Below are 18,255 nucleotides of genomic sequence, written 5' to 3' on the forward strand. Positions count from 1 at the left end.
TCGTAAGCAATCCAAATATTGTCAACAAGTTATCCACAGAACGGGTCAAGCGACCGACTGGGTTTCGCTGACTGCCTGCAGAGGCGGCAGCGAACCCAGTTCGCGCTGGGTCTTTTCGTTCCAGGCCGCAGCGCGGTCGTTCAGTTCGGCGATTGCTCGCGGACCACTACCTTCGGCCCACATCGGCTCGCCGATAACCACTTCGATGGTGCCGGCGCGCTTGCCCCAGCCTTCCTTGGGCCAGTACTTGCCAGCGTTGTGGGCAATGGGCAGTACTGGCAGGTCGGCGTTCACCGCCAGGGCGGCGCCACTGCGCGAGAACTTGCCGATCTGGCCGAATGGCACGCGGGTGCCTTCCGGGAAGATCAGCACCCAGACACGTTCCTTGAGCAGCTTGTCGCCTTTAGCGGCAACCTGTTTCAGGGCGGCTTTGGGGTTATCGCGGTCGATGGCGATCGGCCGCAGCATGGCCATGGCCCATCCGAAGAACGGCACGTACAGCAACTCGCGCTTGAGCACTTGGCTCAGAGGCTGGAAGTACGCGGAGAGGAAGAAGGTTTCCCAGGTGCTCTGGTGATTGGAGAGGATCACGCAGGGGCGCTCGGGGATGTTTTCGGCGCCGGTCACCTTGACCCGGATATTCAGGAACACCCGCACCAGCACCAGCGCGAAGCGGCACCAGTAGACGTTGATCCAGCGATAGCGATAACGGAACGGCAGGAATGGCGCGATAAAGAAGCTGAGTGAACACCAGATCAGCGCGCTGGCGCCCAACAACAGATAAAAGGGAACGATTCTGATCGCCTGCAGGATCGACATAGCGGCTTGTACCGTTGCGGGAGGGCCCGCCTAGTAAGAGTGCGCCCGCAAGGGGCAGGCGCGCTATTTGTGGATAAGTGCTCTGGCGACGGCAGCCAGGTCATCGAAAATCAGTGTATCCGGCGCAACGCCCTTGGCCAGGGTCTTCTCACCCTTGCCGGTGCGTACCAGAACCGGTTGAGCATCGACGGTTGCCGCAGCTTCCAGGTCACCGCTGCTGTCGCCGACGAACCACACGCCAGCGAGGCTGGCGTCATAGTGTTGGGCAATCTGCCGCAGCATTCCGGGCTTTGGCTTGCGGCAATCGCAGCCATCGTCCGGCCCGTGCGGGCAGTGGACGATCAGCCCGACTTCGCCACCCAGCGCGGCCACCAGCTCACGCAGGCGGGCGTGCATGGCGTCGAGGGTCGACAGCGGGTAGTAGCCGCGAGCGATGCCGGACTGGTTGGTGGCGACGGCCACCGTCCAGCCGGCCTGGCTCAACTGCGCGATGGCCTCGATCGAGCCGGGGATCGGAATCCATTCCTCCAGCGACTTGATGTAGGCGTCGGAGTCCTGGTTGATCACCCCGTCACGATCGAGAATCAGCAGTTTCAAGGCTTACCCCAGCAGCGAGATGTCGGCCACGCCCAGGAACAGACCGCGCAGGCGGCTGAGCAGGGCATAACGGTTGGCCCGCACGTTGGCGTCCTCGGCATTGACCATCACCGCTTCGAAGAACGCATCCACCGGCTCACGCAGGGCAGCCAGACGCGCCAGCGACTCGCGGTACTGACGCGCTGCTGCCAGCGGTTGCACGGCGTGGTCGGCCTGCTGGATCGCCGAGTACAGCGAGAACTCGTTGGCGTTGTCGAAGTACTTCGGCTCGACGGTGGTGGCCACGGTGCCTTCGGCTTTGCTCAGCAGGTTCGACACGCGCTTGTTCACCGCGGCCAGGGCGGCGGCTTCCGGCAGTTGGCGGAAGGCCTGTACGGCCTGCACGCGCTGGTCGAAGTCCAGCGCCGAACCCGGCTTCAGGGCACGTACCGACAGGTAGGTGGCAACATCGATGCCTTCATCTTCGTAGCGCGCACGCAGGCGGTCGAAGATGAACTCCAGCACCAGCTCGGCCAGGCCGGCCGGCTTGACCTTGGCACCGAACTGCTTGACCGCGAAGTCGACTGCTTCGGTCAGGTCCAGGTCCAGTTGCTTCTCGATCAGGATGCGCAGTACGCCCAGGGCCGCACGACGCAGTGCATACGGGTCTTTGCTGCCGGTTGGCAGCATGCCGATACCGAAGATGCCGACCAGGGTGTCGAGCTTGTCGGCGATGGCCACGGCCGCGCCGGTCAGGGTCGATGGCAGTTCAGCGCCAGCACCGCGCGGCATGTACTGCTCGTTCAGGGCCAGGGCGACATCTTCCGGCTCGCCGTCGTTGAGCGCGTAGTAGTAACCGGCAACGCCCTGCATTTCAGGGAATTCGCCGACCATCTCGGAGGCCAGGTCGCACTTGGACAGCAGACCCGCGCGGGCAGCACGCTGGGCGTCGCCGCCGATCTTGCCGGCGATGAACGCGGCCAGATTCGAAACGCGCTCGGCCTTGTCGAAGACGCTGCCCAACTGGGCCTGGAAGACCACGTTCTGCAGGCGGTCGTTGAAGCTCGCCAGTGGCTGCTTCTTGTCCTGCTTGAAGAAGAACTCGGCGTCGGTCAGGCGCGGGCGCACGACCTTCTCGTTGCCTTCGACGATCTGCTTCGGATCGCGGCTCTCGACGTTGGCCACGGTGATGAAGCGCGGCAGCAGTTTGCCGTCGACGTCCAGCAGGCAGAAGTACTTCTGGTTGTCCTGCATGGTGGTGATCAGGGCTTCTTGCGGCACTTCGAGGAAACGTTCCTCGAACGAGCAGACCAGCGGCACCGGCCACTCGACCAGCGCGGTCACTTCGTCCAGCAGGGCTGGCGGCACGATCGCGGTGCCTTCCTGCTGCATCGCCAGTTCAGCGGTGCGCTTGCTGATCAGCTCGCGACGCTCGGCGAAGTCGGCCAGGACGTAGGCCTTGCGCAGGTCTTCCTGGTAGTTGGCCGGAGCGCTGATGCGTACGTTTTCCGGATGGTGGAAGCGGTGGCCACGGGATTCGCGACCGGCAGTCTGGGCGAGGATGGTGCAATCGACCACCTCGTCACCCAGCAGCATTACCAGCCATTGGGTCGGGCGCACGAACTCTTCGCGGCGAGCACCCCAGCGCATGCGCTTGGGAATCGGCAGGTCGTTCAGCGAATCTTCGACGATGGTCGGCAGCAGGCTGGCGGTCGCCTTGCCCGGGATGTGCTGGGAGAAACGCAGCTTGGCGCCGCTCTGGTCGATTTCCGACAGCTCCACGCCACACTTCTTGGCGAAGCCGAGGGCGGCCTGGGTCGGGTTGCCTTCAGCGTCGAATGCGGCCTGGCGGGGCGGGCCGTCGACGTTGATGCTGCGGTCTGGCTGCTGGGTGTCGAGTTCACGGATCAGCACGGCCAGGCGACGCGGTGCGGCGTACACCTGTTTGCCGGTGTAGTTCAGGCCGGCGGCCTGTAGGCCTTTTTCGATGCCGGCGAGAAACGCATCGCCGAGGCTGGCCAGGGCCTTGGGTGGCAGCTCTTCGGTGCCCAGTTCAACCAGGAAATCTTGAGCACTCATTCTGCAGCCTCCAGCTTGGCCAACACTTCATCACGCAATTCAGGGGTCGCCATCGGGAAGCCCAGCTTGGCGCGGGCGTTCAGGTAGCTCTGCGCCACGGCGCGGGCCAGGGTGCGCACGCGCAGGATGTAACGCTGGCGCTCGGTGACCGAGATGGCGCGGCGGGCATCCAGCAGGTTGAAGGTGTGGGACGCCTTGAGGACCATTTCGTAGGTCGGCAGCGGCAGTTCCAGCTCGATCAGGCGGTTGGCTTCGCTTTCGTAGAAGTCGAACAGCTCGAACAGTTTCTCGACGTTGGCGTGTTCGAAGTTGTAGGTCGACTGCTCCACTTCGTTCTGGTGGAACACGTCGCCGTAGGTCACCTTGCCGAACGGACCGTCGGTCCAGACCAGGTCGTAGACCGAGTCGACGCCCTGCAGGTACATGGCCAGACGTTCCAGGCCATAGGTAATTTCACCGGTGACCGGCAGGCATTCGATGCCGCCAACTTGCTGGAAGTAGGTGAACTGGGTGACTTCCATGCCGTTGAGCCAGATTTCCCAACCCAGACCCCAGGCGCCGAGGGTCGGCGATTCCCAGTTGTCTTCGACGAAACGGATGTCGTGAACCAGCGGATCCAGGCCGATGGCTTTCAGCGAGCCGAGGTACAGCTCCTGGAAGTTGGCCGGGTTCGGCTTGAGCACTACCTGGAACTGATAGTAGTGCTGCAGGCGGTTAGGGTTTTCGCCGTAGCGGCCATCGGCCGGGCGACGGCTCGGCTGCACGTAGGCAGCGTTCCAGGTTTCCGGGCCTACGGCGCGCAGAAACGTGGCGGTATGAAAGGTGCCGGCGCCCACTTCCATATCGTAGGGCTGAAGCACCACACAACCTTGCTCGGCCCAGTACTGCTGGAGCGCGAGGATCAAGTCTTGGAAGGTACGCACGGCTGGCGTAGGCTGGCTCACGAAATTCACCTGTTTCTAGGGCTGCGAATATAAAGAGCGGGAGTATAACCCGATTCGCCCCGGCCTCTACCCATGGTGCTTTATGCCACGTTGCTTTTGGTGTACCGACGATCCGCTGTACCAGACTTATCACGATCAGGAATGGGGCACGCCGCAGCGCGATGCCCGGCAACTCTTCGAAATGCTGCTTCTGGAAGGATTCCAGGCCGGTCTGTCGTGGATCACCGTGCTGAAAAAGCGCGAGCGTTATCGGCAAGTGCTGTTCGGTTTCGATCCCCACCGGCTGGCGCAGATGACCGATGAAGAAATCGAAGAGCGCATGCTCGACCCCGGCATCATCCGCAACCGCCTGAAGCTCAACGCCGCCCGGCGCAATGCGCGGGCGTGGCTGGAACTGCAAGACCCGGCGCAGTGGCTGTGGTCCTTCGTTGGCGGCCAGCCGAAGATCAATCATTTTGTCGAGCGCAGCGACGTGCCGGCGGTGACCGACGAGGCCAAGGCCATGAGCAAGGCGCTGCAAAAGGCCGGCTTCACTTTCGTCGGGCCGACCATCTGTTATGCCTTCATGCAGGCCACCGGCATGGTCATGGATCACACCACCGATTGCGATCGATACGCCGCCCTGCGGCGCTGACGGTTACAATGCCCGGCTTGCTTACGGAGGAACCTGCCTGTGGAAAAGTTCAAGGGCGCCTTGATGGTCGGGGCGTTGCGGTTGTTTGCCAAGCTGCCTTGGGGCGCGGTGCAACGGGTCGGCGCGGCCATCGGCTGGATCATGTGGAAGGTGCCGAACAGCTCCCGTGAAGTGGTGCGGATCAACCTCGCCAAATGCTTCCCCGAGATGGACCCGGTCGAGCGCGAGAAGTTGGTGGGACGCTCGCTGATGGACATCGGCAAGTCTTTCACCGAAAGCGCCTGCGCCTGGATCTGGCCGGCGCAGCGTTCCATCGACCTGGTGCGTGAAGTCGAAGGCCTGGAGGTGTTGAAAGACGCGCTGGCCTCGGGCAAAGGCGTGGTTGGCATCACCAGCCACCTCGGCAACTGGGAAGTGCTCAACCACTTCTATTGCAGCCAGTGCAAACCGATCATTTTCTACCGCCCGCCCAAGCTCAAGGCGGTCGATGACCTGCTGCGCGAACAGCGTGTGCAACTGGGCAACCGCGTTGCGCCTTCGACCAAGGAAGGCATCCTGAGCATCATCAAGGAAGTGCGCAAAGGCGGTCAGGTCGGCATTCCGGCGGACCCGGAGCCGGCCGAATCGGCGGGGATCTTCGTGCCGTTCCTGGGGACCAAAGCGCTGACCAGCAAGTTCGTGCCGAACATGCTGGCGGGCGGCAAGGCGGTCGGGGTGTTCCTGCATGCCTTGCGGCTGCCGGACGGTTCAGGCTTCAAGGTGATCCTCGAAGCGGCGCCGGAGGCGATGTACAGCACCGACACCGAGACCTCGGCGGCGGCGATGAGCCAGGTGGTGGAAAAGTATGTGCGGGCCTATCCGAGTCAGTACATGTGGAGCATGAAACGGTTCAAGAAGCGGCCGGCTGGGGAAGCTCGTTGGTATTGAGGGCCTCATCGCGACGGTTCGGCGCCCCGACGAGCTCGCTCCTACAGGGATGACGCAATCCCCTGTAGGAGCGAGCTTGCTCGCGAAGCCCTCGAAACCAGACGACTCAATTCCCCGCTTTATCCAGCTTCTTCAAGAACACCGCCATTTCCTTCTCGGCCTGCTTGTCCCCATGAGCCTGCGCCGCCGCAATCCCCTGCTGCCAGGCCGCCCGCGCCGCAGCGTTATCCCCAGCCGCCACCCACGCCTTGCCGAGCAACTTCCACGCCGCCGAATACTTCGGATCCAGCTCCACACACCGCGCCAGGTGCACCGCCGCTTCGGCGCCATTGCCTTCGTCCAGCCAGGACTTGCCCAGCCCAAAGCGCAACAGCGGGTTATCCACACCCTTGGCGAGCATCTTTTCCAGCGATTCGCGCATTGCCTTCCCTTCCTTCGGTAACGGTCAGAAGAACGTCAGACCGACGTGGAACAGCTTCTCCACATCGCGAATGTACTTTTTATCCACAACGAACAGGATCACGTGGTCGCCGCTCTTGATCACCGTGTCGTCGTGGGCGATCAGCACTTCGTCGTCGCGGATGATCGCGCCGATGGTGGTGCCCGGCGGCAGGTTGATGTCTTCGATGGCCTTGCCCACCACCTTGCTCGACTTCGAGTCGCCATGGGCGATCGCTTCGATGGCTTCCGCCGCGCCACGGCGCAGGGAGTGCACGCTGACGATATCGCCGCGGCGCACGTGAGCCAGCAAGGTGCCGATGGTCGCCAGTTGCGGGCTGATGGCGATATCGATTTCGCCGCCCTGCACCAGGTCGACGTAGGCCGGGTTGTTGATGATGGTCATCACTTTGCGCGCGCCGAGGCGCTTGGCCAGCAGCGAGGACATGATGTTGGCCTCGTCGTCGTTGGTCAGGGCCAGGAAGATGTCGGCGTCGGCGATGTTCTCTTCCAGCAGCAGGTCGCGGTCCGAGGCACTGCCCTGGAGCACCACGGTGCTGTCGAGGTTGTCGGAGAGGTAGCGGCAGCGGGCCGCGTTCATCTCGATGATTTTCACCTGATAGCGGCTTTCGATGGCCTCGGCCAGGCGTTCGCCGATCTGCCCGCCACCGGCGATCACTACGCGCTTGTTGGTTTCATCGAGGCGGCGCAGCTCGCCCATCACCGCGCGGATGTGCGCCTTGGCGGCAATGAAGAACACCTCGTCGTCGGCTTCGATCACCGTGTCGCCTTGCGGCAGGATCGGCCGGTCGCGACGGAAGATAGCCGCCACGCGGGTGTCGACATTCGGCATGTGCGCGCGGATCTGGCGCAGTTGCTGGCCCACCAGCGGCCCGCCGTAGTAAGCCTTCACCGCCACCAGTTGCGCCTTGCCTTCGGCGAAGTCGATCACCTGTAGCGCGCCGGGGTGTTCGATCAGGCGCTTGATGCAGTGGGTCACCACCTGTTCCGGGCTGATGAGCACGTCCACCGGAATGGCTTCGTTGTCGAACAGCTCGTTGCGGGTCAGGTAGGCGGACTCGCGGACCCGGGCGATCTTGGTCGGGGTGTGGAACAGCGTGTAGGCGACCTGGCAGGCGACCATGTTGGTCTCGTCGCTGTTGGTCACCGCCACCAGCATGTCGGCGTCGTCGGCGCCGGCCTGGCGCAGGATGGTCGGCAGCGAGCCGCGACCCTGGACGGTGCGGATATCGAGGCGATCGCCGAGATCGCGCAGGCGTTCGCCATCGGTGTCGACCACGGTGATGTCGTTGGCTTCGCTGGCCAGGTGTTCGGCCAGCGTCCCGCCGACCTGCCCCGCGCCAAGGATGATGATCTTCATCCGCTGTCCCTTCCTTTGTTGTTATAGGCCGCGCGCGGCGGCGATTTTTATCAGCTTGGCGTAGTAGAAACCGTCGTGCCCGCCTTCCTGGGCGAGCAGTTGGCGACCGTGCGGCTGGCGAATGCCGGCGTCGGTGGCCAGGTCCAGCTCACGGGCGCCGGGGGTGCGGGCGAGGAACGCCTCGATCACCTCGGTGTTTTCCGTGGGCAAGGTGGAGCAGGTGGCGTAGAGCAGCATGCCGCCGACCTCGAGGGTCGGCCAGAGCGCGTCGAGCAGTTCGCCTTGCAGGACGGCCAGCGCGGCGATGTCGTCGGGCTGGCGGGTCAGCTTGATGTCCGGGTGGCGACGGATCACGCCGGTGGCCGAGCACGGTGCGTCCAGCAGGATGCGCTGGAAGCCCTGGCCGTCCCACCACTCGCCGGTGTCGCGGGCATCGCAGGCGATCAGTTGGGCGTCGAGGCCGAGGCGGTCGAGGTTCTCGCGGACCCGCACCAGGCGCTTGGCTTCCAGGTCGATGGCGACCACGCCGGCCAGCTTCGGTTCGGCTTCGAGCAGGTGGCAGGTCTTGCCGCCGGGGGCGCAGCAGGCGTCCAGCACCCGTTGCCCCGGCGCCAGCTCCAGCAGGTCGGCGGCCAGTTGCGCGGCTTCGTCCTGGACGCTGATCCAGCCTTCGGCGAAGCCGGGCAGGTCACGCACATCGCTGGCGGCGGCGAGGAGGATACCGTCGGCGCTGTACTGGCACGGCGCGGCGTCGATGCCGGCCTGGCGCAGCAGTTCAAGGTAGGCGTCGCGGCTGTGATGGCGGCGGTTGACCCGCAGGATCATCGGCGGATGGGCGTTGTTGGCGGCGCAGATGGCTTCCCACTGCTCCGGCCAGAACGCCTTCAGCGACTTTTGCAGCCAGCGCGGGTGGGCGGTGCGCACCACCGGATCGCGCTCCAGCTCGGCGAGGATGTCGTTGCCTTCACGTTGGGCACGGCGCAGCACTGCGTTGAGCAGGCCCTTGGCCCACGGCTTTTTCAGCTTGTCGGCGCAGCCCACGGTTTCGCCGATTGCGGCGTGCTCCGGGACGCGGGTGTAGAACAACTGGTACAGGCCCACCAGCAGCAGCGCCTGCACATCGGCGTCGGCGCTCTTGAAAGGTTTTTGCAGCAGGCGCTCGGCCAGCGCCGAGAGCCGTGGCTGCCAGCGCGCGGTGCCGAAGGCGAGGTCTTGGGTCAGGCCGCGGTCGCGGGCCTCGACCTTGTCCAGTTGCGCCGGCAGCGAACTGTTCAGCGAGGCCTTGCCGCTGAGCACGGCGGCCAGGGCACGGGCGGCGGCCAGACGCGGGTTCATTGGCCGAGTACCGTGCCGGGGGTGAATTTCTCGCGGCGGCTGTTGAACAGGTCGCTGAAGTTCAGCGCCTTGCCGCCGGGCAGTTGCAGGCGGGTCAGGCTCAGCGCCTGCTCGCCGCAGGCGACGACCAGGCCGTCCTTGCTCGCCGAAAGGATTTCACCCGGCGCGCCCTGGCCTTCGGCCAGGTTGGCGGCCAGCACTTTCAGCGCTTCGCCCGCCAGGGTGCTGTGGCAGATCGGCCACGGGTTGAAGGCGCGCACCAGACGCTCCAGCTCGACGGCCGGGCGGCTCCAGTCCAGGCGTGCTTCGTCCTTGTTCAGCTTGTGTGCATACGTGGCCAGGGCATCGTCCTGCACTTCGCCTTGCAGGGTGCCAGCGTCGAGGCCGGCGATGGCTTCCAGCACGGCGGGCGGGCCGAGTTCGGCCAGGCGGTCATGCAGGGTGCCGCCGGTGTCCGTGGCGCTGATCGGCGTGCTGACTTTCAGCAGCATCGGGCCCGTGTCCAGGCCGGCCTCCATGCGCATCACGGTCACGCCGCTGTCGGCATCGCCGGCTTCCACGGCGCGCTGGATCGGCGCGGCACCGCGCCAGCGCGGCAGCAGCGAGGCGTGGCTGTTGATGCAGCCGAGCTTGGGAATATCCAGCACCACTTGCGGCAGGATCAGGCCGTAGGCCACCACCACCATCAGGTCTGGCGCGAGCGCGGCCAGTTCGGCCTGGGCGTCGGGGTTGCGCAAGGTCGGCGGTTGCAGCACCGGAATGTTGTTATCCACAGCCAGTTGCTTCACCGGGCTGGGCATCAGCTTCTGCCCACGGCCGGCCGGCCGGTCCGGCTGGGTGTAGACGGCGATGATTTCGTGGTGGCTGGCCAGCAGGGCCTTGAGGTGTTCGGCGGCAAACTCGGGGGTGCCCGCGAAGACGATGCGCATGGAGTTCTCGCTTAAAAGAAAAAGGCTTGCCGGAGCAAGCCTTCTGGAGTGAGGAGGATCAAGCTTGCTGGCGGTGCTGCTTTTCCAGCTTCTTCTTGATGCGGTCGCGTTTGAGCGTCGACAGGTAATCGACGAACAGCTTGCCGTTGAGGTGGTCGCATTCGTGCTGGATGCACACGGCCAGCAGGCCTTCGGCGATCAGATCGTAGGGTTTGCCGTCGCGGTCCAGGGCCTTGACCCGGACTTTCAGCGGACGGTCGACGTTCTCGTAGAACCCCGGCACCGACAGGCAGCCTTCCTGGTACTGGCCCATGTCGTCGGTCAGTTCTTCCAGCTCGGGGTTGATGAACACCCGCGGCTCGCTGCGATCTTCGCTCAGGTCCATGACCACGACGCGCTTGTGCACGTTGACCTGGGTCGCGGCCAGGCCGATGCCTGGGGCTTCGTACATGGTTTCGAACATGTCATCCACCAACTGGCGGATGGCGTCGTCGACTTCCGTCACCGGTTTGGCGATGGTGCGAAGGCGCGGGTCCGGGAATTCGAGGATGTTCAGAATGGCCATAAGCGTATGAGCTGCACTGTGCGATGTGTGACAAACATGAGCGCACATAATAAAGGGATTCTGCGCGTTCGGCACCTGCGAAAAGGTCGTCTAGGGTTGAAAAGCCGGCTGTCGGACCGCGTTCGTCGGGCAGTTGTCAAAGCATTATCAACAGAGTTATCCACAGGTTGTGAGATGTGGGTAATCCCGAAAAGATCAAGGACGGTCTTATGCCCTGCCCCGATTTTCCCGCTTGCCCGCCTGCCGAACTGGAGGCGCGTTTGCGTCTGCAGCGTCTGCCCGAGGTCGGCCCGCAACGCTTTATGAAACTGATCCACGCGTTTGGTAGTGCCTCGGCGGCGCTCAGCGCACCGGCTTCCGCCTGGCGGACGCTGGGTCTGCCACCAGCGGCGAGCGAGGCCCGACGCAGCGCCGAAGTGCGCGATGGCGCGGCGGCGGCAATGGCCTGGCTAGAGCGTTCGGGCCAGCATTTGCTGATGTGGGACGACCCCGCCTACCCTGCGCTGCTCGCGGAAATCCCCAATCCGCCACCGCTGCTATTTGTCGCCGGCGACCCTGCGCTTGTGGATAAACCGCAGTTGGCCATCGTCGGCAGCCGCCGTGCTTCGCCGCCGGCGTTGGGCACTGCGGCAGCGTTTTCCCGCAGCCTGGCCCGGGCCGGTTTTGTCGTGACCAGCGGCCTGGCCCTGGGCATCGACGGTGCCGCGCACCAGGCCGCGATCGAGGTGGGCGGGGCGTCGATCGGTGTGCTCGGCACCGGCTTGCAAAAACTTTATCCACAGCGCCACCGCAACCTGGCACGTCACATGCTGGAACAAGGCAGTGCGCTGGTTTCCGAGTTTCCCCTGGATGCCGGGCCGCTGCCCGCCAACTTCCCACGGCGCAACCGCATCATCAGCGGGCTTTCCCTGGGCGTGCTGGTGGTGGAGGCGAGCCTCGCCAGTGGCTCGTTGATCACCGCGCGGCTGGCGGCGGAACAGGGTCGCGAGGTGTTCGCCATTCCCGGTTCGATCCACCACCCCGGCGCCAAGGGCTGCCACCAGTTGATCCGCGACGGCGCGCTGCTGGTGGAAAGCATCGAGCAGATCCTTGAAAGCCTGCGCGGCTGGCAGAACCTTTCGCCGGCGCCTGTGGATAAACCGGCTCATCCGTTGGTTGCCCTGCTGCTGGCCGCGCCACTGACCAGCGAAGGCCTGGCCCACGCCAGCGGCCTGCCGCTGAACCGCGTGCTGGCGGCGTTGACCGACCTGGAACTGGATGGCCGCGTGTGCAATGAAGCCGGGCGTTGGTTTGCCCGCCCTGGCTAAGTAAACTGCCCACCAGCCTTCAAGCGGAGTAACAGAAATGGTCAACAGTTGGCGTGCGCAACAAGCCGCGCGGGAAATCCGGGCCGGAGCGGTGATCGCCTATCCGACCGAAGCGGTCTGGGGCCTGGGCTGTGACCCATGGAATGAAGAAGCGGTGGACCGGCTGCTGGCGCTCAAGTCGCGCTCGGTGAACAAGGGCCTGATCCTGATCGCCGACAACATCCGCCAGTTCGACTTCCTCTTCGAAGACTTCCCCGAACTCTGGCTCGACCGCATGGCCAGCACCTGGCCCGGCCCGAACACCTGGCTGGTGCCGCACCAGGGCATGCTGCCGGAGTGGATCACCGGCGTGCATGACACCGTGGCGTTGCGGGTCAGTGATCATCCGCTGGTGCGGGATCTGTGTTCGCTGGTTGGCCCGCTGGTATCGACCTCGGCCAACCCGGCCGGACGCCCGGCCGCCAAGTCGCGGTTGCGGGTGGAGCAGTATTTCCACAACCAGCTTGATCTGGTGCTGGGTGGGGCGTTGGGTGGGCGGAAGAATCCGAGTGTGATTCGGGATCTGGCCAGTGGTGAGGTGGTTCGGGCGGGCTGACTAACGGCTCACTCGCCCCCCTGTAGGAGCGAGCTTGCTCGCGATGAAGCCATCTTGCGGGGCTATCGCGAGCAAGCTCGCTCCTACAGGGGGGGAACACGCGCAGTCCGGAAAATCAGGGAATCAGGACAGTCGACCCCACCGTCCGCCGCGCCGACAACGCCTCCTGCGCTTTCGCCGCCTCAGCCAGCGAATAGCGCTGCTGGATATCCACCTTCAGCTTGCCGCTGGCGATCATCGCGAACAGTTCGTTGGCCATGGCCTGGGTGTTTTCCGCGCTGTTGGCGTAGCTCGCCAGGGTCGGGCGGGTGACGTACAGCGAGCCCTTCTGCGCCAGGATGCCGAGGTTGACTCCGCTCACCGCGCCCGACGCATTACCGAAACTCACCATCAAACCACGCGGCGCCAGGCAGTCCAGCGACGTCAGCCAGGTGTCCTGGCCCACGCCGTCATACACCACCGGGCATTTCTTGCCGTCGGTCAGTTCCAGCACCCGCTGCGCCACATCCTCACGGCTGTAATCGATGGTCGCCCAGGCGCCCAGGGCTTTGGCGCGCTCGGCTTTTTCCGCCGAGCTGACGGTGCCGATCAGCTTCGCGCCCAACGCCTTGGCCCATTGGCAGGCCAGCGATCCAACCCCGCCCGCCGCCGCATGGAACAGAATGATCTGGCCCGGCTGCACGTCGAAGGTCTGGCGCAGCAGGTACTGCACGGTCAGGCCCTTGAGCATCACCGCAGCGGCGTCTTCGAAGCTGATGCTTTGCGGAATCTCCACCAGGTTGTTCGCCGGCAGTTCATGCAGTTCGCTGTAGGCGCCCAGCGGCCCGCCACCGTAGGCCACGCGGTCGCCAATCTTGAAGCGGCTCACGCCATCGCCCACCGCCTCGACCACGCCGGCGCCCTCGGTCCCGAGGCCGGACGGCAGGGCGGGCGGCGCGTAGAGGCCGCTACGGAAATAGGTGTCGATGAAATTCAGACCGATGGCGTGGTTGCGCACGAGCACATTGCCCGGCGCGGGTGCCGCGGGTTCGAAATCGACCAGGGTCAGTACCTCGGGGCCGCCATGCTGGCTGAACTGAATACGCTTGGCCATCTGCACTCTCCTGAGACATCGGGGAAAGGGCCTATCGGACGCTTTTGCTTGATCGCCGTCAACTACGGAGGGCACATGCACGGTGGTATGCTGTGCGCCGAATTTTTCCGCCGGTGCCGCCTGGGCCGGCCCATGCCCGCTTCAAGGTGACCCGATGACTAGCCGCACCGAGGCCGTGAAAGCCTACCTGCTGGACCTGCAAGACCGGATTTGCGCCGCTCTGGAAACCGAAGACGGCGGCGCCCGCTTCGTCGAGGATGCCTGGACCCGTGAGGCCGGCGGTGGCGGACGCACCCGGGTGATCGGCGACGGCAAGGTCATCGAGAAAGGCGGCGTCAACTTCTCCCACGTCTTCGGCAGCGGCCTGCCGCCGTCGGCCAGCGCCCACCGCCCGGAACTGGCCGGCCGTGGCTTCGAAGCCCTCGGCGTGTCGCTGGTGATCCACCCGCACAACCCGCATGTGCCGACCTCCCACGCCAACGTGCGCTTCTTCATCGCCGAGAAAGAAGGTGAAGAAGCGGTCTGGTGGTTCGGCGGCGGTTTCGACCTGACCCCGTACTACGGCAACGAAGAAGACTGCATTCACTGGCACCGCGTGGCCGAGCAGGCCTGCGCGCCGTTCGGGGCTGACGTCTACCCGCGCTACAAAGCCTGGTGCGACCGCTACTTCCACCTCAAGCACCGTGGCGAGCCGCGTGGCATCGGCGGCCTGTTCTTCGACGACCTGAACGAATGGGACTTCGACACCAGCTTCGCCTTCATGCGCGCCATCGGCGATGCCTACGTCGAGGCGTACCTGCCGATCATCCAGCGCCGCAAGGCCGAGCCGTACACCGCCGAACAGCGCGAATTCCAGGAATTCCGCCGTGGCCGCTACGTCGAGTTCAACCTGGTCTACGACCGCGGCACCCTGTTCGGCCTGCAGTCGGGCGGGCGTACCGAGTCGATCCTCATGTCGCTGCCGCCGCAAGTGCGTTGGGGCTACGACTGGAAGCCCGAGCCGGGCAGCGCCGAAGCTCGCCTGACCGAGTACTTCCTGCAGGATCGCGACTGGCTGAATCTGGACAAGGCCGGGCACTGAGCCCATTGTGCACAACCGTTGCCCGGTCGTCGGGCCTGACTGAGGAAGCGCGTGAATGGACCAGTACGTTGTATTCGGCAATCCGATCGGCCACAGCAAGTCGCCGTTGATCCACCGGCTGTTTGCCGACCAGACTGGCCAGGCGTTGGAATACGACACCCTGCTGGCGCCGCTGGATGATTTCACCGCGTGCGCGCTGGGCTTCTTCAAACAGGGCCTTGGCGCCAACGTCACCGTGCCGTTCAAGGAAGAAGCCTTCCGCCTGGTCGACCGCCTCACCCCCCGCGCCCAGCGCGCCGGGGCGGTGAACACCCTGAGCAAGCTGGAAGACGGCACCCTGTTGGGCGACAACACCGACGGCGCCGGACTGGTCCGCGACCTCACCGTCAACGCGGGCGTGGAACTGGCCGGCAAGCGCATCCTTCTGCTCGGTGCCGGCGGCGCGGTGCGCGGGGTGTTGGAGCCGCTGCTGGCGCACAACCCGGCGTCGTTGGTGATCGCCAACCGCACCGTGGAAAAGGCCGAGCAACTGGCCCGCGAATTCGCCGACCTCGGTCCGGTGGCGGCCAGCGGCTTCAGCTGGCTCAAGGAGCCGGTGGATCTCATCATCAACGCCACCTCGGCGAGCCTCGCCGGCGAAATGCCGCCGATCGACCCGAGCCTGATCCAGCCGGGCCTGACCGTGTGCTACGACATGATGTACGGCAAAGAGCCGACCCCGTTCTGCCAATGGGCCACCGAACACGGCGCGGCCAAGGTGCTGGACGGTCTGGGCATGCTGGCCGAGCAGGCGGCGGAGGCGTTCTTCATCTGGCGGGGTGTACGGCCGGATAGTGCGCCGGTGCTGGCGGAGCTGCGTCGGCAGTTGGCGCGGGGATAGTCCCGGGGCGAAGATCGAAAAAACCGGCCGTTGAGTGAATTCAACGGCCGGTTTTTTTATGGCGCTTGGGGCGGGGTTATATCGGCATGTTCACCGTCGATTTCGCCATCGCGACATTCAGGAATGCCTTGGTGACCCTGAGGTGGACCTGCGTACTGCTCAGCGCTTCTTGCTGTCGGGGCTTGGCTTGCTCGGGCAACTGGCTGACGGCTTCGAGCGCGTGGTCCAGGTACTCGGCGGCCTTGCTGATTGCATCGGCGTGCGTGAGGCCGGGTTTGATACTGAGGATAGGGGGTGGATCGGGAACGAGCTTTTTCATGGCGAATCTCCTGGGTGAAAGGAGCTGCCATTGCCTGCTGTCAAACAGATGGTGGCAGCTGTACGCGGGTTGACAGACCGGTCCAGGAAACCCGGCGCACCATGAGGTGCCCACGCGCACAGCTGCCATAACAGCGGTGGCGACCTGAAGGGCGGCCTGTCAAAGCCGATCGTCGATGTTCAACGACCGCCGAAGACTAGGCAGCGATTAACCAGGGCGCAACAGCTAATGAGGCGCGGCAGTATGCTTGGGAAGTTGCCTACAAGAAAGTCGGAGATTGGTGAAGTTCGTAGCTATATGCGACACCAACAGGAACCGTTTTCACAGCCCCATCGCGAGCAAGCGCGCTCCTACAGAGGTTTGGGCAAGCCATTGTAGGAGCGAGCTTGCTCGCGATGCGAAGGGCACTGAGAACCATCGACATGCACATGGCAGCCACCCGAGCAGGCTTCAGTCTTCAAACCGAATCGGACACCGCTCCACCCCTTCCAGCTTCTGCAACTCTTCAACCACCTGTGGCCGCGCCCGACGCAAGGTCAGGCTGCGGTCCTGTCGCCGCAAGCGCCGCGCTTCCTGATGCAGCATCTCGACCCCGGAATAGTCGATGAAGTTGATCTGCCGCGCATCGATCACCACCTCGGCCGCCTGGCAGCGCTGCAGCCGCACCTGCAGGTAATGGCTGGCGCCAAAGAAGATCGAACCACCCACCCGCAACACATCCGCCTCGCCTTCCCGGCTCTGCTGCACCCGCGGCTGCGAGGTGCGCTTGAGGTAGAAGAACAGCGACGCCAGCACCCCGGCGTAGATCGCCGTCTGCAATTCCAGCAGCAAGGTGGCGACGAAGGTCAGGATCATCACCAGAAACTCCGGCCGGCTGACCCGGTACAGCGCGCGGATCGCGCGGTGATCCACCAGCCCCCAGCAGATCAGCAGGATGCTCCCGGCCATCGCCGGAATCGGGATATGCGCGATCAGTTGCGCACCGGCCACGGCGAATAATCCCACCCACAGCGCGGAAAATATCCCGGCCAGCGGCGAGCGGGCACCGGCATCGTAGTTCAGCCCGGAGCGGGTGAACGAGCCGGACGAGAGGTAGCCCGAGCACCACGCGCCGATCATGTTGGACAGGCCCTGGGCGCGGATTTCCTGGTTGGCGTCGATCAACTGCTCCGAGCGGATCGACAGCGAGCGGGCGATGGACAGGCTGGTGACCAGGCCAAGCATGCCCACCGCCACTGCGCCGGGCAGCAAGCGCAGGATCAGTTCGAGGTCGAGCAACGGCAGCGGGCTCAGCGGCGGCAGTTGGCCGATAAACGCCGGCACCCGAACGACATGCCCGAACATCGCCGGCCACAGCACCGCCAGCAGGCTCGCCCCGACTAGACTTATCAACAGGCTGGGCCAGCGCGGCCGGGTCAGTTTGATCAGCATGCCGATCAGCAACGTGCCCAATCCCAGCAGCAGCGACGGCACGTCGATCTCGCCGACGTGCTCCAGCAGGCTTTGCAGGGTTTTCAGCGCGGTGGTCTGGCTGTCCAGGTCGAGCCCCATCAGGCTCGGCAACTGGCCGAGGGCGATGACCACGGCGGCGCCGAGGGTGAAGCCGATCACCACCGAATGGGAAACGAAGTTCACCAGCGCGCCGAAGCGCAGCATGCCCATAAGCCACTGGAACACGCCGGCGAGGAAGGTCAGCAACAGGATCAGGGTGATGTAGTCCGCGCTGCCGGCCACCGCCATGGGGCTGACGCTGGCGTAGAGGACGATGGAGATGGCGGCGGTCGGCCCGCAGATCAGGTGCCACGACGAGCCCCAGAGGCAGGCGATCAGCACCGGCACGATGGCGGCATAGAGTCCGTATTCGGCGGGAAGGCCGGCGATCAGGGCGTAGGCGATGGACTGCGGCAGCGCCAGAATCGCCCCACTCAGGCCCACCAGCAGGTCGCGGCGTACGCTGGCGCGGTTCTGCTGCGGCAGCCAGCGCAGAAAGGGCAGGAGTCTGTGGCGATCGGGCCAGGCCATGGGGTCGCTCTATACCGGTGAAGGCCGTTCAGGGTGCGGTGTCCGGCGCGCAGGTGCAAGCGGGCGATGCCGGCGCTGACCGAGGCCTGTGTACTGCTGTACGAGCAGGTACACGTGAGGTTTCGGTGCTGGACGATGGTGTGGCCGTTGTTTCGCGGTTTTGGTGGCCGCCGTTCTTGAGCCGGGCCTGCTTTGCCGGCCGCTTGAAGGATCAATTCGTTCTGCTTTTGAATGGTACGTAGTACGTCCTTGGTGTAACCCGCTCGGTACGCGGGCGGAACGATTCGTCGAATGGTTGGGTGAAGAGCAATCCCGGCAGCCGGTATAGTGC

General features: G+C 64.7%; 18 protein-coding genes. 6 read left to right on the forward strand and 12 right to left on the reverse strand.

The features are described 5' to 3' along the window. Positions 1 to 45: 45 nt before the first annotated feature. The 4 genes from NTD82_RS25505 to glyQ all read right to left on the reverse strand — a co-directional run bounded on the left by NTD82_RS25505 (position 46) and on the right by glyQ (position 4,418). Positions 46 to 819, reverse strand: a complete 774-nt coding sequence (locus tag NTD82_RS25505) for a lysophospholipid acyltransferase family protein (RefSeq protein WP_095159107.1) — start codon at positions 817 to 819, stop codon at positions 46 to 48. Positions 820 to 882: 63 nt separating this feature from the next. After that, positions 883 to 1,416 (reverse strand): D-glycero-beta-D-manno-heptose 1,7-bisphosphate 7-phosphatase, encoded by a 534-nt coding sequence (gene gmhB / locus NTD82_RS25510; protein WP_095159106.1) that lies wholly within the window; start codon positions 1,414 to 1,416, stop codon positions 883 to 885. A 3-nt stretch (positions 1,417 to 1,419) separates the two neighbouring features. Further along, a complete protein-coding gene (gene glyS, locus NTD82_RS25515; RefSeq protein WP_262130748.1) occupies positions 1,420 to 3,474 on the reverse strand; it encodes a glycine--tRNA ligase subunit beta in 2,055 nt (684 codons plus the stop codon). Then, a complete protein-coding gene (gene glyQ / locus NTD82_RS25520; protein ID WP_110969864.1) occupies positions 3,471 to 4,418 on the reverse strand; it encodes a glycine--tRNA ligase subunit alpha in 948 nt (315 codons plus the stop codon). The genes glyS and glyQ overlap by 4 nt, the downstream gene beginning before the upstream one ends. A gap of 82 nt (positions 4,419 to 4,500) precedes the next feature. Here glyQ and NTD82_RS25525 point away from each other — a divergent pair, with 82 nt between their 5' ends. Both NTD82_RS25525 and NTD82_RS25530 read left to right on the forward strand, forming a co-directional pair. Beyond that, the gene (locus NTD82_RS25525) at positions 4,501 to 5,052 is read left to right on the forward strand and encodes a DNA-3-methyladenine glycosylase I (RefSeq protein ID WP_262130749.1); all 552 of its coding nucleotides are present in this window, start codon (positions 4,501 to 4,503) and stop codon (positions 5,050 to 5,052) included. Between the two features lie 39 nt (positions 5,053 to 5,091). Next, the gene (locus NTD82_RS25530; RefSeq protein WP_262130750.1) at positions 5,092 to 5,979 is read left to right on the forward strand and encodes a lysophospholipid acyltransferase; all 888 of its coding nucleotides are present in this window, start codon (positions 5,092 to 5,094) and stop codon (positions 5,977 to 5,979) included. Positions 5,980 to 6,085: 106 nt separating this feature from the next. Here NTD82_RS25530 and NTD82_RS25535 read toward each other — a convergent pair whose 3' ends face one another. Genes NTD82_RS25535 through def form a run of 5 tightly spaced genes read right to left on the reverse strand, consistent with a single transcriptional unit; the run spans position 6,086 to position 10,627 of the window. Further along, positions 6,086 to 6,400 carry a tetratricopeptide repeat protein gene (locus NTD82_RS25535; RefSeq protein WP_262130751.1) on the reverse strand — a complete coding sequence of 105 codons (315 nt, stop codon included), beginning with the start codon at positions 6,398 to 6,400 and terminating at the stop codon, positions 6,086 to 6,088. Positions 6,401 to 6,424: 24 nt separating this feature from the next. Continuing rightward, entirely contained in the window at positions 6,425 to 7,798 is a 1,374-nt protein-coding gene (trkA, locus tag NTD82_RS25540) for a Trk system potassium transporter TrkA (protein ID WP_262130752.1), read from the reverse strand. 21 nt (positions 7,799 to 7,819) lie between these two features. After that, entirely contained in the window at positions 7,820 to 9,133 is a 1,314-nt protein-coding gene (rsmB, locus tag NTD82_RS25545) for a 16S rRNA (cytosine(967)-C(5))-methyltransferase RsmB (protein WP_262130753.1), read from the reverse strand. Beyond that, a complete protein-coding gene (gene fmt / locus NTD82_RS25550) occupies positions 9,130 to 10,062 on the reverse strand; it encodes a methionyl-tRNA formyltransferase (RefSeq protein ID WP_262130754.1) in 933 nt (310 codons plus the stop codon). The genes rsmB and fmt overlap by 4 nt, the downstream gene beginning before the upstream one ends. A 58-nt stretch (positions 10,063 to 10,120) precedes the next feature. Next, positions 10,121 to 10,627 (reverse strand): peptide deformylase, encoded by a 507-nt coding sequence (gene def / locus NTD82_RS25555; RefSeq protein WP_262130755.1) that lies wholly within the window; start codon positions 10,625 to 10,627, stop codon positions 10,121 to 10,123. Between the two features lie 209 nt (positions 10,628 to 10,836). Here def and dprA point away from each other — a divergent pair, with 209 nt between their 5' ends. Both dprA and NTD82_RS25565 read left to right on the forward strand, forming a co-directional pair. Continuing rightward, entirely contained in the window at positions 10,837 to 11,934 is a 1,098-nt protein-coding gene (gene dprA, locus NTD82_RS25560) for a DNA-processing protein DprA (protein WP_262130756.1), read from the forward strand. 37 nt (positions 11,935 to 11,971) lie between these two features. Next, a complete protein-coding gene (locus NTD82_RS25565) occupies positions 11,972 to 12,529 on the forward strand; it encodes an L-threonylcarbamoyladenylate synthase (protein WP_095159096.1) in 558 nt (185 codons plus the stop codon). 115 nt (positions 12,530 to 12,644) lie between these two features. On the opposite strand, the gene NTD82_RS25570 is transcribed toward NTD82_RS25565, so the two are convergent. Next, the gene (locus NTD82_RS25570; protein ID WP_262130757.1) at positions 12,645 to 13,622 is read right to left on the reverse strand and encodes an NADPH:quinone reductase; all 978 of its coding nucleotides are present in this window, start codon (positions 13,620 to 13,622) and stop codon (positions 12,645 to 12,647) included. A gap of 154 nt (positions 13,623 to 13,776) precedes the next feature. On the opposite strand from NTD82_RS25570, the gene hemF reads away from it, so the two are divergent. Further along, complete coding sequence (hemF, locus tag NTD82_RS25575) at positions 13,777 to 14,703, forward strand: oxygen-dependent coproporphyrinogen oxidase (protein ID WP_095159094.1); 927 nt, start codon at positions 13,777 to 13,779, stop codon at positions 14,701 to 14,703. A gap of 55 nt (positions 14,704 to 14,758) precedes the next feature. Continuing rightward, positions 14,759 to 15,583 carry a shikimate dehydrogenase gene (gene aroE, locus NTD82_RS25580; protein ID WP_095159093.1) on the forward strand — a complete coding sequence of 275 codons (825 nt, stop codon included), beginning with the start codon at positions 14,759 to 14,761 and terminating at the stop codon, positions 15,581 to 15,583. A gap of 76 nt (positions 15,584 to 15,659) precedes the next feature. On the opposite strand, the gene NTD82_RS25585 is transcribed toward aroE, so the two are convergent. Together NTD82_RS25585 and NTD82_RS25590 are read right to left on the reverse strand one after the other, a co-directional pair. Beyond that, the gene (locus NTD82_RS25585; RefSeq protein ID WP_262130758.1) at positions 15,660 to 15,902 is read right to left on the reverse strand and encodes a hypothetical protein; all 243 of its coding nucleotides are present in this window, start codon (positions 15,900 to 15,902) and stop codon (positions 15,660 to 15,662) included. Between the two features lie 450 nt (positions 15,903 to 16,352). Next, entirely contained in the window at positions 16,353 to 17,924 is a 1,572-nt protein-coding gene (locus tag NTD82_RS25590) for a SulP family inorganic anion transporter (protein ID WP_262130759.1), read from the reverse strand. Positions 17,925 to 18,255 lie beyond the last annotated feature (331 nt).

The sequence above is a fragment of the Pseudomonas sp. 5P_5.1_Bac1 genome (genome assembly GCF_025466015.1).
In the GTDB taxonomy this organism is placed as follows: Bacteria; Pseudomonadota; Gammaproteobacteria; order Pseudomonadales; family Pseudomonadaceae; genus Aquipseudomonas.

Coding starts and splice junctions, on each gene's coding strand:
- trkA (WP_262130752.1), bottom strand. CDS start 7,798: ATGAAGATCATCATCCTTGGCGCGGGGCAGGTCGGCGGGACGCTGGCC.
- NTD82_RS25505 (WP_095159107.1), bottom strand. CDS start 819: ATGTCGATCCTGCAGGCGATCAGAATCGTTCCCTTTTATCTGTTGTTG.
- glyS (WP_262130748.1), bottom strand. CDS start 3,474: ATGAGTGCTCAAGATTTCCTGGTTGAACTGGGCACCGAAGAGCTGCCA.
- aroE (WP_095159093.1), top strand. CDS start 14,759: ATGGACCAGTACGTTGTATTCGGCAATCCGATCGGCCACAGCAAGTCG.
- fmt (WP_262130754.1), bottom strand. CDS start 10,062: ATGCGCATCGTCTTCGCGGGCACCCCCGAGTTTGCCGCCGAACACCTC.
- rsmB (WP_262130753.1), bottom strand. CDS start 9,133: ATGAACCCGCGTCTGGCCGCCGCCCGTGCCCTGGCCGCCGTGCTCAGC.
- NTD82_RS25565 (WP_095159096.1), top strand. CDS start 11,972: ATGGTCAACAGTTGGCGTGCGCAACAAGCCGCGCGGGAAATCCGGGCC.
- dprA (WP_262130756.1), top strand. CDS start 10,837: ATGCCCTGCCCCGATTTTCCCGCTTGCCCGCCTGCCGAACTGGAGGCG.
- def (WP_262130755.1), bottom strand. CDS start 10,627: ATGGCCATTCTGAACATCCTCGAATTCCCGGACCCGCGCCTTCGCACC.
- NTD82_RS25585 (WP_262130758.1), bottom strand. CDS start 15,902: ATGAAAAAGCTCGTTCCCGATCCACCCCCTATCCTCAGTATCAAACCC.
- NTD82_RS25570 (WP_262130757.1), bottom strand. CDS start 13,622: ATGGCCAAGCGTATTCAGTTCAGCCAGCATGGCGGCCCCGAGGTACTG.
- NTD82_RS25590 (WP_262130759.1), bottom strand. CDS start 17,924: ATGGCCTGGCCCGATCGCCACAGACTCCTGCCCTTTCTGCGCTGGCTG.
- hemF (WP_095159094.1), top strand. CDS start 13,777: ATGACTAGCCGCACCGAGGCCGTGAAAGCCTACCTGCTGGACCTGCAA.
- NTD82_RS25525 (WP_262130749.1), top strand. CDS start 4,501: ATGCCACGTTGCTTTTGGTGTACCGACGATCCGCTGTACCAGACTTAT.
- NTD82_RS25535 (WP_262130751.1), bottom strand. CDS start 6,400: ATGCGCGAATCGCTGGAAAAGATGCTCGCCAAGGGTGTGGATAACCCG.